The sequence below is a fragment of the Pelagicoccus enzymogenes genome (genome assembly GCF_014803405.1).
GTDB classification, from domain to species: Bacteria; Verrucomicrobiota; Verrucomicrobiia; order Opitutales; family Opitutaceae; genus Pelagicoccus; species Pelagicoccus enzymogenes.
Genome location: NZ_JACYFG010000036.1, coordinates 256516 through 269013 on the forward strand (window position 1 = coordinate 256516; position 12498 = coordinate 269013).

Genomic DNA, 12498 nt, shown 5'->3' on the forward strand with positions numbered 1-12498 from the left:
GCCTTATTCGCTTAGGATACGATCATCGGATCGATCGCGCTGGTCATGAACGTAAAAATCGAGAGCAGCGTTGTCGCCATGGAGTACTTCCAATCGTCTGAACGCTTCACCACGAGGTAAGCGATTCCGGCGCCGAGCAACCCATTGGCCAAGAGTTGCGAGCCCGCCAGCAGGGCGATGGTGTCATAGCCAAGCGAGTTCGACTCAGCCAGAACGTAGAAACAGGAGGAAATCGCCTTCAAAATTCCGAACACGACCGCTGGTAAAACGATCTTTTTGCTCTGATACGCGATGACGGCGAGAATGATGAGAAACAATAGGCTGAGCAGCATAATGAATGGAGTTAGAGGAATAGAATGGAAGCTCAGCCTTGCTCATCGGAACCCTGACCCAAAACCTGAGTTTTCGAAATGAGATCACCCTTGTTTTTACATTTCCACGGAGGATCGCCCCTAGAATTTCGCTAAGTAGCTCTCCCTCAAAGCGAAAAGAAAACGCGGACTGCCCAAGGACAGTCCGCGCCTGAAATAGAACCGGTCGATGAAAAGACAGGACCTAGCGGCCGATGGCAAAAACCTCGAACCCGATCTTGCGGAGCTTCTCGTGGTCCAGAATGTTTCGCCCGTCGAAAACGAAGGCGGGCTTGTACATCCCGTCGTAGATCTTCTGGAAATCGAGGTCCTTGAAGGAATCCCACTCCGTCATGATGGCCAGGCCGTGGGCGCCCTTGGCCGCCGCATACGGGTCCTCGCAGACGTCGATCTGCTTGTTCGGGTTACCGTCGGCGTCCGTTCTGGATTCCTTCAGGTCCTTGAACATCTGCTCGGGAGACACCTTGGGATCGTGGATGGCCAAAACCGCCTGCTCGTCGAGCAAGTCGCGCCCCACGTACATGGCTGCCGTTTCGCGAGTGTCGTTGGTGTCCTTCTTGAAGGCGAAGCCAAGCATCGCGATACGCTTGCCGTTGACCGTGTTGAAGAGGGTGGAAACGATTTTCTGCGAGAACCGGCTCTTCTGCCAGTCGTTCATGACGATCACCTGCTCCCAGTAGGCGGCGACGTCCGGGAGGCCGAAGTACTCGCAAAGGTAAACCAGGTTCAAGATATCCTTCTGGAAGCACGACCCGCCGAAGCCGACGGACGCCTTGAGGAACTTGGGGCCGATGCGGGAATCGGTACCGATCGCGTAGGCGACCTGGTCCACGTTCGCCCCCGTGCGCTCGCAGAGAGCCGAGATCGAGTTGATGCTGGAGATGCGCTGGGCGAGAAAGGCGTTGGCGACCAGCTTCGAAAGCTCGGAGGACCAGAGGTTGGTCGTGATGATGCGGTCGCGATCCACCCAATTCGCGTAGACGTCGACCAGCGTCTGGATAGCCTTGCGTCCTGCTTCGCTGTCCTCGTCGCCACCGATCAGCACACGGTCAGGCTTGCTCAAATCCTCGATGGCGGTTCCCTCGGCCAAGAATTCCGGATTGGAAAGGACTTGGAAGTCGAGCCCCGGCGTAGAGTTCGCCTCGAGAACCGTCTTGAGCCCCTGGGCGGTACGAACCGGAAGGGTCGACTTCTCGACCACGATCTTGGAGCGATCCGAGTATTGGGCGATGTCCCGGGCGCAGAGCTCGATATACTTCAGGTCAGCCGCCTTGCCCGCACCCGCTCCGTAGGTCTTGGTCGGAGTGCCAACGCTCACGAAAATGATGTCCGCTTCCTTGATCGCGGTGACCTTGTCCGTAGTGAAAAAGAGGTTACGGCCGCGAGCCGCATGAACGACCTCGTCAAGTCCGGGCTCGAAAACGGGCAGTTCGTCCGAATTCCAAGCGTTGATCCTTGCCTCGTTGATGTCCGCTACGGTGACCGTGATGTCCGGGCACTTGTAGGCGATCATGGCCATCGTTGGGCCACCTACGTAGCCAGCTCCTAAGCAACAAATTTTCATGGTGTGATAGAGTTGAGAATTCGCTAGCCACCGCGAGCGAGGCGAACGAGGGTGAGTCTAAGAGAAAAGTTAAAACCCAGCTAAAACGCCGGACAAACCAAGCCTAATTCGTCAGCACTTCAACAAAACTTTAACAATCTCTGCGACAAGCTGCATCCATGTTACATCCCAGGCGCTTTTCCGAATCGATTTCTAAGCACTCGCTGCGCAACGGCTATTCCCAACAAACCCTGTGCGAGGTTTCCGGATACCCGATCTTCTCCCTCCACCGCCTCGGCAAAGGCGCTGCACGTCCCCCACTCCGAGTCTACGTGTCAGCCGGCGTCCACGGAGACGAGCCAGCAGGCCCTCTCGCCATTTTGAAACTCATAGAGGAGGACCTCCTCCCCCACCACCTTGAGCTTGTCGTCGTCCCGCTCGTCAATCCGACCGGATTTGCCAGTGGAACCCGGGAAAACCAAGCTGGGCACGACCTCAATCGCGATTTCCGCACCCCGCAGAACGCCGAGAGCTCAGCCGTCAAAGCTCTCATAGAGTCCGAAGCCCCCTTTGACCTCAGCCTCTCCTTGCACGAGGATTGGGAAAGTACAGGCTTCTACATGTATTCGATTTCTCCAGACTCCAACGACCGCTCCGCACGCGAGATCTTGAGCGCCGTGGAACGCCAAGGTCCCTTGGATCACTCCCCGGAAATCGACGGTAGCCCAGCAAGCGGAGCTCTGATCGACCGCCCAGCAGACTTCGATATCGATGGACGCCAAGATTGGCCGGAAGCGTTTCTCCTGTATTCAAAGTCTAGACACGCGCACTACACGCTCGAAACCCCAAGTTCCGCACCTATCGAACAACGTGTCGCCCAGCATGTCGCTGCCGTCCTTCGAGCCATCGAGATTCATTGTCCCTGAATAATTCCTACCGTTTCGCGTCTAAACTCGCAAATGCCGCAAACACACTAAGACTCGCCCGCATCAATCGCACAGGTGGCTTCCGATGAAACAACAGACGCGCTCGTATCCCTAGCGCTCGAGGGCGACAAAAAAGCCTTCAATCAGCTCGTCACCCTCCACTACGACAAGGTCTACGGCCAAGCCCTCCGCATGACCAAGTCCGAGGAGGACGCCAAAGACGTTGCCCAACTCACGTGGGTGAAGGTCTGGAGAAAGCTATCCACCTTCAAGGGCGAGTCCGCCTTCACCTCCTGGGTCTATCGCATAACCACCTTCACAGCCCTCGACCTGATCCGAAAACGCAATAACAGCCGCGAAACGTCCACCGAGCCCGACTTTCTTGAAATCGCCGCCAACTCCGACGCATCTCCCATTGCCTCGCCCGAACAAGTGCGTAAGCTAGAAGGAAAAGAACTCAAAGCGCGCATCGACGACGCCCTTTCAAAACTCCCCGAAAAGCTGAGAACCGTCCTTCAACTTCGAGAGATCGAAGGCCTCACCTACGAGGAGATGGCCCAGAAGCTCCAATGCAAAACCGGCACCGTCATGTCTCGACTTTTCAACGCGAGAAAAACGATCCAAAAACACCTAGCAGATTTAATCTCATGAAAAAATTTCGCGCCCCCCAATATGCGTCCTTCGCCCTAGTCGCTATTCTCGCGACCTTCCTCACTAGCCTCGCTCAAGCGGCCGATAGCATCAACATTCGCGCTACTCTTATCCTCGGCTCCAACGACGGCGGCGGCGTCGACGCATCCCTGCACCAGTACGAGCGAAACCTCAAAAAGGTCCTCCCCTTCGACACATTCCGAAACCAAGGCTCCAGCCGCGCCAGAGTCGCCGTTCCCGGCTCCAACATAATCGGCCTGAGCGGCGAACATGACGTCAGCGTAAAAGTAGATCCCGCCGGCGACGGGAAATACCGTATCTCAGCCCAATGGAAACGCAGCGGCCACACCCTCGTAAACACGACCGTAGTCGCCTCCAAAGATCGCCCCACCGTGCTGGTCGGGCCTTCCTCCGGCAATGGACGTATCATCCTGCTGCTCATCGCCCATTGAGCGGCCTACCCGCTTTTTGACTCAGTAGCTCTCCCGCTCGTGCTGTAAGTTGTCCGGCGAACCTCGCAAGAGCTTCGAAAACGAACGAGCCAGACCTCGGCCAGCCTAGCCCATTCGGGTCACTTCTTCGCCTTCCGACCGTGGTCAGCCCGAATGAAGAGCCAGGCTCCGAGCCCTTGGTAAGCGAGGTTGGGTATCCAAAAAAGCAGCTCCGGCCGCAACTCTGGCTTTCCGTCGAGCCAGCCGATGGAAATCATCGCCAAGTAGTAGAGCAACCCCATGCCAACCCCGAGGCCCAGATTCGCCGACGTCTCCTTTCGCGACGTCTTCAGACCAAGAGGAACTGCGATACAGGCGAAGGACAGCACGGCGAAGCCCATGGCAAAGTTCTTGTGGAACACCATCTTCGCCTTCAGCAAATTCTCCAGCGCCTCTTCCCGAACCTCGCCCGATGAGGTATCCGCGATCCCTTCGTAGCGCGTCACTTCCGCTTGCAGCTCGTCGAAAGTCATCCAAGTCAGCTTACGAGCCAAGGTCTCCTCGCCGATGATTTCCGACATGGGAAACATGAAGGGAACGCGCTCCATCGACAGCGGGTAAAACTTCTTAGTCCTAAAGCTCTCCGGATCTTCCTTGTCGCGGTACTCGACGATCGTTTGCTCCGTATCGAGCTGCAATTCCGAGCTGCCTTCCAAGAATGCGAACCGCCCCTTCTCCGCACGGGCGAAAAGCGTGACCTGACTCGCTTCGTTCAGCTTCCAAATCCAAACGTCGTAGAGCATCTCGCCATCCTTCTTGCCCACGTAGATCACCGTATCCGTGAAGTCGCGCACGAAGGTTTTCTCCACGATAAAGCCCAAAGGGTTGGTTTGGATAACGTCTTTCAACTCCTGCCGGTACTGGGTTTTAGCCAGAGGACCGTAGTAGAAGTTCACCACCAAGGAAGCCGTGGTTCCCAATATAGCCAGCAAGAAAACCGAACTGGAAAGACGGATCACGCTCACCCCTGCCGCACGCAGGGAGGTGATTTCATTCTCCGCCGACAAGCGACCCATCGTCAGCAAGGCGCCCGTGATGAATCCCATCGGCAAGGCGTAAACGAACACGAAAGGAAGCAGCTGCCAGGTCAGGCGGAAGAAAGCGCGCAGGGTCAACTGCCCTTCCGCCAGCAAGTTGAGCATGTCCTTTACCATGCTCATGGTCAGAATCAGAAAGGCGAACATCGCCACCGACGCGAGGCAGGAGGCAAAGACGTTCTTAAAGATGTAGCGATGGATCAAGCTCACCGCCGCCTACACTTATTCACCGCCCCCCATCCGCAAGCCGAAACAACCGCACGAGAAAACTCGCAACCAAGACTTCCCCTTTTTGATATCACCATCCACTCTTCGTCCCTCTCGAAATGAAGTACGTTCCAGAAAAGCCACCCATCTACGGCGAATCTCTCGACAGCCTGCAAGTCCGACTGCAAGAGCTGGGCGAACCCAAGTTCCGCGCCAAGCAAATCCTCGAATGGCTCTACAAGAAGCGGGCCAAGACTTGGGAGGCCATGACCAACCTGCCCAAGCCGCTGAGAGAAAAGCTGGCCAACACCTTCGAAATCGCTCCCTCAAAACGCGTGCTCGCCAAGGAATCCGCCGACGAAACCGAGAAGCTGCTCCTGCAGATGGGCGACAACTCCATGGTCGAAACCGTGGTCATCCGCGCCCCTCAGATCGGCGTCGGCCAAGAAAACTCCCGCAAGACCATCTGCATCTCCACCCAAGTCGGCTGCGCCTACGGCTGCAAATTCTGCGCCTCCGGCCTAGCCGGCTGGAAACGCGACCTCTCGGTCGGCGAAATCGTTTCCCAGCTCATCCACGTCTGCCACATGGAAGACGCCACCACCGAGCGGGCCTCCGAAGAGATCGCGTCCTTCGACAACATCGTCGTCATGGGCATGGGAGAACCCATGGCCAACTACAAGAACCTGCTCCCCGCCCTGCGCATCCTCAACGCCGAGTGGGGACTCAACTTCGGCGCCCGCCGCATCACCATTTCCACCTCCGGCGTCGTCCCTCGAATCCTCGAGCTGGCCGACGAACGCGAACAGTTCCGCCTCGCCATATCCCTGCACGGAGCCACCAACGAAGTGCGAGACCAGATCATGCCGGTCAATCGCAAGTACCCCCTCGAGCAGCTCCTTCCCGCCATCCAAAAGTACGCCCAGACCAAGGGGAGAATGATCACCCTCGAGTTCATCCTTATCGAGGAGATCAACGACACCCTCGAACAAGCCGACGCCCTCACCAAAATCGCCCTCGACCTCAAGGCTCACGTCAACCTCATCCCCTACAACACCGTCGACGGCCTCGAGTGGAAGCGCCCCTCCATCGCCCGCCAAGACGTCTTCTACAACCGCTTGAGAAACCGCGGCGTCTCCGTGACCATCCGACGCGAGAAAGGGCACGACATCGCCGCCGCCTGCGGTCAGCTAAAACTCAAGAACGAGCAAGATATCGCAGTCTAGCCCCTTGAACAGTTTCAGCTTGATTCCCCGCAGAAAAACACACATATCAACAAATCTAGATACGTTGATATATAAATTTACGCATTTTACTTTTGCATGAGCCAAACACCCATCAGCCAACTTTTTTCCGCCGACAAGCCCCTACTCTCAGTCGAGTTTTTTCCGCCTAAGACGGACGAAGCCCTCGAGGCGCTCATGGACTCCGTCGACGACCTAGCGATTTACCAACCCGACTTCGTCTCCGTCACCTACGGAGCAGGCGGCAGCACCCGCGACCGCTCCGCCCAGGCCTGCAATCTCCTTCGCGAGGACCACGAGTACAACATCATGCCCCACCTCACTTGCGTGGGCGCCAGCCGAGACGAGCTCGCTCAGACGATCAACGGACTCTATGAAACCGGCTACCGCAACATCATGGCCCTGCGCGGCGATGCTCCCAAGGACGCAGATTCGTTCGTTGTCGCCAAAGACGGCTTTGCCCATGCGTCCGATCTCGTCGCCTTCATCAAGGAGCTCCATCCCGACATTGCCATCGGAGTGGCCGGTTACCCCGAGAAGCATCCAGAAGCTCCAGATCTAGCAACCGACCTTCGCCACCTGAAAACCAAGGTAGACGCGGGAGCGTCCTTCATCACCACCCAGCTATTCTTCGACAACGGCGATCTCTATCGCTTTCTCGACGAAGCCGACAAGCTAGACATCTCGGTACCGGTTATCCCCGGCATCATGCCCGTCATGTCGCTCAAGCAAATCAAGCGCATCACCAGCATGTGCGGAGCGAGCCTGCCGGCGGAGCTGGAAAAGCACCTCAACACAGCGGGCGACGACTCCGAACGGGTCAGGCAAATAGGCATACGCTGGGCCACGGAGCAAATCCAAGACCTCATCGAAGCGGGCCTGCCTGGCGTGCATCTCTACGCCCTCAACCGATCGGATGTGGCTACCGAACTCATGTCCGCCTTCCGCGCGACCGCTGAGCAACCGTAAGGGCCGCGTCCGCTGACTCAGCGGGAATGCCCTATTCAGCCTCCCGCAAAAACCACCCGAAACCCGGCATCTTCCAAGATGGCCCGGGTTTCTTCGCGTTTGTCGCCCTGGATTTCGATATTGCCGTTCTTCACGGCGCCACCGACACCACAACGCTTCTGTATCGACTTGGCCAATACAGCCTTCTCCTCCGCCGCAATTCCCTTCCACCCCGAAACGACTGTCACCGTCTTGCCGCCACGACCCGACTTCTCTCGCTTCACGTCCAAACGGCCGCGGTTCTTCTTCTCAGAAGCCGACGGCTTGGCCGCAGGTTGCGGCGCAGAGGGTCTAGGTCCGCTCGGCAAATTGCCCAAATCCAGCGCGCCGAACGGGGTTGCTCCCAGCTCGCTGCCGCCATCAGTGGATACGCGTTTCTTACCTTTGCCCATCCTAAGAAAAGTCCTTCCTGCCGGCGCAACGTCCTTTGGGGATGTCCGCTTCGCCCTCTAGGAAAGCCAGAGCCTTCATGTAGCTGCGATTCTTGAGAAAATGCTTCAGTTGCGGATGAATCTCACGGCGATGCTCGATGAGGGCTCCGTCAATCTCCCCCATGCTCTGCTTGATTCCAGCCGCATCGGCGGAGTCGATCGCCTCCTTGAGCTTCTGCAAAGATTCCTTGATTTGCGTTTCAATCATCTCGAAGCACCAATCAATCGAGCAGGCGAACGGCCGCAAGTCAGATATGCGAACACTTTTCCAACAACAGGGTCCGACCACCGGGCTCGCATTCATCGATTTACTCCAAAAACCAGAAATCGCTCATGGGAAAAGCCATTGTTAACTAATAGCTCCTATTATTTAACCCGTTTTGCTTTACTCGCCTCTCCTGCAGGCTTAACGGTGGTGCTTTCTTTTTAACAATCTCCCAACACCATCACACCACAGGGACATACAGGAATGGTCACATTCGCAACGCGTTCTAACGCTGACTTGATCGATCTCAACTACGAGAAGTGGAAAGCGGACCCCGCTTCAGTAGACGAGAAATGGCAGGCCTTCTTCGAAGGTTTCGAGCTCGCCCTCACGACGGCTCCCGCCCCCAAAGCTCCGAAAGGAGCGGCAGCCCAGATAACGAGCAGCGCCGCGAAGCAAATGAACGTTTCGAGCCTGATCTACGCCTACCGTAGCCTCGGGCACACCCAAGCGAAGATCAATCCGCTCGACGAGGTCACTCCGCAAAACCCAAACCTTTCGCTGGAAGAATTTGGGCTGAGCGAATCCGACCTCGACGCCGCTTTCAATTCGGGACACTTCCTCGACGGGCAGCCCATGAAGCTGCGCGACTTGATCGAGAGCCTAAAGAAGACCTACTGCTCCAGCATTGGATACGAATACATCCACATGCAGAACACGGAGGCACGCCGTTGGATCCAATCCAAGATCGAGCCCGCCCAAGGCAGCATCGAATTTTCCGACGCCATCAAGACCCGCATCCTGCGCAAGGTATTCGCCGCAGAAGCCTTCGAAAGCTTCCTCCACACCCGCTACACCGGACAGAAGCGTTTCTCGCTCGAAGGCGGAGAAACCTTGATCCCCTGCTTGGACAACGTGCTTGAGCACTGCGGACGGCTCGGCATCAAGGAAGTCGTCATGGGCATGGCCCACCGCGGCCGCCTCAACGTGCTCGCCAATACCCTCAAGAAATCCTACGAGTTCGTGTTCGAAGAATTCGGCGAGGAGTACATCCCCGACACCGTCGGTGGCGACGGCGACGTCAAATACCACCTCGGCTACGAGAAGGTCATCGAGACCAAGGAGGGGCATTACGTCGAAATTCGCCTCGCATCCAATCCCTCCCACCTCGAGGCCGTCAACCCCGTCGTGGAAGGCAAAGCCCGCGCTCGCCAACGCATCCTCAACGACACCAAGCGCGATAAAGTTCTGCCCGTTCTCATCCACGGCGACGCCGCCTTCGCCGGCCAAGGTCTCGTAACTGAGGTCCTCAATTCCTCGCAGCTCCCCGGCTACCGCACTGGCGGTACCCTGCACATCATCGTCAACAACCAAATCGGTTTCACCACCACGCCGAAGGAAGCCCGTTCCACCCGCTACTGCACGGACGTGGCTAAGATGATAGAGGCACCCATTTTCCACGTGAACGGCGACGACCCGCTTGCCGTCGTTTACGTAACCCTCCTCGCCATCGAATACCGTCAAAAGTTTGGAGCAGACGTCGTCATCGACATGTATTGCTACCGCAAGCACGGACACAACGAGGCGGACGAGCCGATGTTCACCAACCCCGATCTCTACGACAAGATTTCCAAGCACCCACCGGTCAGCGAAATCCTGACGAAGCGACTCATAGACGAAGGCACCCTGTCGAAAGAGGAAGTCGCCAAGATCCAAAAGGAATACGAGACTTCGCTCGCCAATTCCCTCGACCGCGTCAAGAAGGCGGCCGAAGCGAAGATCGAGGTGAAAAAGGCGCTCGCTGGCTCCAACGCGATCTTCCAGCCGAAGTTCAACTTCGATCCAGTCGAAACCGGAGTCGGTAGGGATATTTTGGGCACAGTGGTGCAAGGCCTCACTCGCTTGCCCAGCCACATCAAGCCGAACCGCAAGATCAAGCGCTTCCTCGACACACGGAAAACCGCCTTCGAGAACAACGAGCCCATCGATTGGGCCTTCGGCGAAGCTCTCGCCTTCGGCACCCTGCTCAACCAAGGCACTCCCGTCCGCCTATCCGGACAAGACTCCGAGCGCGGAACCTTCAGCCATCGCCACGCCGTTATCCACGACGTCAAGAGCGACGAGCGCTACATCCCCTTGCTCAATATCGACAAGGATCAAGCCCGCTTCTGCGTCTACAATTCCCTGCTCTCCGAGGCTGCGGTTCTAGGCTTCGACTTCGGCTACTCGCTCGACTACCCACGTATGCTCTGCATTTGGGAAGCTCAATTCGGAGACTTCGCCAACGGTGCCCAAGTCATCATCGACCAGTTCATAACCTCGTCCGAGTCTAAATGGGGTCGCGTATCAGGCCTCGTTATGCTCCTCCCGCACGGCTACGAAGGACAAGGCCCCGAACACTCTTCCGCCCGCCTCGAACGCTTCCTGCAATCCTGCGCCGAAGAGAATATTCAGGTCTGCAACATGACCAATTCCGCCCAGTACTTCCACGTGCTTCGTCGCCAGATGATGCGGGAGTTCCGCAAGCCGCTCGTCATCATGTCCCCGAAATCGATGCTCCGCCTGAAGGACGCGGCATCCCCTTGGGAAGATATCGAGTCTGGTTCGTTCCAAGAGATTCTCGACGACGACAAAGCCACCGCATCAAAGACCAAGCGACTCATCCTCTGCTCCGGAAAAGTCTACTACGACATCCGCAAGAAACAGGAAGAGCTAAAGGATAAGACCACCGCGGTGATACGTATCGAGCAGCTTTATCCACTACACACTGCCAAGCTCGAGGAAATCGCAAAGAAATACAGCAAGGCGACGAACTTGGTCTGGTGCCAAGAGGAATCCCAAAACATGGGAGCCTACACCTTCATCGCGCCCAAACTGGAAGAAATCTTCAAGAAGAAGCCTGCCTACGCTGGACGCGGGGAATCCGCCAGTCCTGCTGTTGGAGTCATGGCCCTTCACAAGAAAGAGCTCGCTCAACTTCTTGAGGACGCCTTCACCCTCTAGCCAAAAGTCAAACTTGGGACGGCAGCAAAGCCGCCGTCTCACGCATCCATTTTTCTAATACAGCCGCTCAACCTTCCGAAATGGCCACAGAAGTAAAAGTACCCGCCCTCGGCGAATCAATCACGTCCGGCATCATCGCCGCGTGGAACGTAAAAGACGGTGACTACGTCGAAAAGGACCAAGTCCTTTACGAACTGGAAACCGACAAGATCACCTCCGAGGGTCTCGCTGAAGTCGCTGGAGTCATTAGCCTCTCCGCAGCCGAAGGCGACGAAGTGGAAATCGGAGCAGTCATAGCTTCCATCGACGAATCCGCCGATGCTCCGCAAAAGTCAGAAAATTCCGATACGAAAGAAGACGCCAAGGCAGAACCTAGCGAAGAAAAAACGGAGTCCGCCTCAGAGAAGAAGTCCGACGCCGTTTCTCCCGCCGTTCGTCGCATCGCCGAAGAGGAAAAGATCGATCCCGCAAAAGTCGAAGGCACCGGCAAAGATGGCCGCGTGACCAAGGGCGACATGTTAAAGGCAGGCTCTTCTCGCATGCCAGCCGAGGAGGAAAAGAAGCCAGCCGCTTCCGCACCAGCCCCAGCAAAGCCAGCCTCCTCTGGAGAACGGACCACTCGCAAGCGCATGACTCCCCTGCGCGCCAAGATTGCCGAACGCCTCGTTGCCGCTCAGCAAGAAGCCGCCATGCTCACCACCTTCAACGAAGTGGACATGAGCGCCGTCATGGGACTTCGAAAGAAATATCAGGACGCCTTCGTGAAGAAAAACGGAGTCAAGCTGGGCTTCATGTCCCTCTTCGTTAAGGCCGTTGTCAACGCCCTCAAAGAAGTTCCGGGCCTCAATGCCCAAATCGACGGCAACGAAATCGTTCAAAACCACTTCTACGATATCGGCATCGCGGTATCCACTCCGAAGGGCTTGATGGTGCCTGTCGTCCGTGATTGCGATCAGCTCGGTCTCGCCGGAATCGAAAAGTCCATCATCGAATACGCCAACAAAGCTCGCGAGGGAAAGATCGGCATCGACGACCTGTCGGGTGGCGTATTCACCATTACAAACGGTGGAATCTTTGGGTCAATGCTATCGACCCCAATCCTCAACGCGCCGCAAAGCGGTATTCTTGGAATGCATACGATCCAAGAGCGTCCGGTCGCCATCGACGGCAAGGTCGAGATTCGCCCAATGATGTACCTAGCGGTCTCCTACGACCACCGTATCGTCGACGGCAAGGAGGCCGTAACCTTCCTCGTCAAGGTCAAGCAAGCCCTCGAAGATCCAGCGCGTCTCCTGCTCGAAGTATAACCCTTTGCGAACCACGGAGAGCACAGAGCTATGGAGAAAAGAAATCCCCTCCGTAATTCCGTATTCTCCGTGGT

12 protein-coding genes are annotated in these 12498 nt (G+C 56.7%); 7 read left to right on the forward strand and 5 right to left on the reverse strand.

Annotated features, from left to right (window positions below; translation table 11 throughout):
* Positions 1-11: 11 nt before the first annotated feature.
* Both IEN85_RS13420 and IEN85_RS13425 read right to left on the reverse strand, forming a co-directional pair.
* On the reverse strand, positions 12-332 hold the full coding sequence (locus tag IEN85_RS13420; protein ID WP_191617595.1) for a hypothetical protein: 321 nt from the start codon (positions 330-332) through the stop codon (positions 12-14).
* Between the two features lie 223 nt (positions 333-555).
* Positions 556-1935: a UDP-glucose 6-dehydrogenase gene (locus IEN85_RS13425; protein WP_191617596.1), complete on the reverse strand. Its 1380-nt coding sequence runs from the start codon at positions 1933-1935 to the stop codon at positions 556-558.
* 158 nt (positions 1936-2093) lie between these two features.
* On the opposite strand from IEN85_RS13425, the gene IEN85_RS13430 reads away from it, so the two are divergent.
* The 3 genes from IEN85_RS13430 to IEN85_RS13440 all read left to right on the forward strand — a co-directional run bounded on the left by IEN85_RS13430 (position 2094) and on the right by IEN85_RS13440 (position 3943).
* Positions 2094-2840, forward strand: coding sequence for a M14 family metallopeptidase (locus IEN85_RS13430; RefSeq protein ID WP_191617597.1), 747 nt, complete (start codon positions 2094-2096; stop codon positions 2838-2840).
* A gap of 75 nt (positions 2841-2915) precedes the next feature.
* Positions 2916-3491, forward strand: coding sequence for a sigma-70 family RNA polymerase sigma factor (locus IEN85_RS13435; protein WP_191617598.1), 576 nt, complete (start codon positions 2916-2918; stop codon positions 3489-3491).
* Positions 3488-3943: a hypothetical protein gene (locus IEN85_RS13440; protein ID WP_191617599.1), complete on the forward strand. Its 456-nt coding sequence runs from the start codon at positions 3488-3490 to the stop codon at positions 3941-3943. The genes IEN85_RS13435 and IEN85_RS13440 overlap by 4 nt, the downstream gene beginning before the upstream one ends.
* A gap of 119 nt (positions 3944-4062) precedes the next feature.
* On the opposite strand, the gene IEN85_RS13445 is transcribed toward IEN85_RS13440, so the two are convergent.
* Entirely contained in the window at positions 4063-5229 is a 1167-nt protein-coding gene (locus IEN85_RS13445; RefSeq protein WP_191617600.1) for an LptF/LptG family permease, read from the reverse strand.
* Between the two features lie 116 nt (positions 5230-5345).
* Between IEN85_RS13445 and rlmN the strand changes: the two genes are divergently transcribed.
* Positions 5346-6452: a dual-specificity RNA methyltransferase RlmN gene (rlmN, locus tag IEN85_RS13450; protein WP_191617601.1), complete on the forward strand. Its 1107-nt coding sequence runs from the start codon at positions 5346-5348 to the stop codon at positions 6450-6452.
* 96 nt (positions 6453-6548) lie between these two features.
* Positions 6549-7439: a methylenetetrahydrofolate reductase [NAD(P)H] gene (gene metF / locus IEN85_RS13455; protein WP_191617602.1), complete on the forward strand. Its 891-nt coding sequence runs from the start codon at positions 6549-6551 to the stop codon at positions 7437-7439.
* A 35-nt stretch (positions 7440-7474) separates the two neighbouring features.
* Here the strand turns inward: metF and IEN85_RS13460 are convergent, their stop codons facing one another.
* Together IEN85_RS13460 and IEN85_RS13465 are read right to left on the reverse strand one after the other, a co-directional pair.
* A complete protein-coding gene (locus IEN85_RS13460) occupies positions 7475-7870 on the reverse strand; it encodes a translation initiation factor (protein WP_191617603.1) in 396 nt (131 codons plus the stop codon).
* 1 nt (position 7871) lies between these two features.
* A complete protein-coding gene (locus IEN85_RS13465; RefSeq protein ID WP_224772620.1) occupies positions 7872-8117 on the reverse strand; it encodes a hypothetical protein in 246 nt (81 codons plus the stop codon).
* 261 nt (positions 8118-8378) lie between these two features.
* Here IEN85_RS13465 and IEN85_RS13470 point away from each other — a divergent pair, with 261 nt between their 5' ends.
* Together IEN85_RS13470 and odhB are read left to right on the forward strand one after the other, a co-directional pair.
* Positions 8379-11117 (forward strand): 2-oxoglutarate dehydrogenase E1 component, encoded by a 2739-nt coding sequence (locus tag IEN85_RS13470; protein ID WP_191617604.1) that lies wholly within the window; start codon positions 8379-8381, stop codon positions 11115-11117.
* Between the two features lie 80 nt (positions 11118-11197).
* Positions 11198-12424 (forward strand): 2-oxoglutarate dehydrogenase complex dihydrolipoyllysine-residue succinyltransferase, encoded by a 1227-nt coding sequence (odhB, locus tag IEN85_RS13475; RefSeq protein WP_191617605.1) that lies wholly within the window; start codon positions 11198-11200, stop codon positions 12422-12424.
* Positions 12425-12498: the final 74 nt, after the last annotated feature.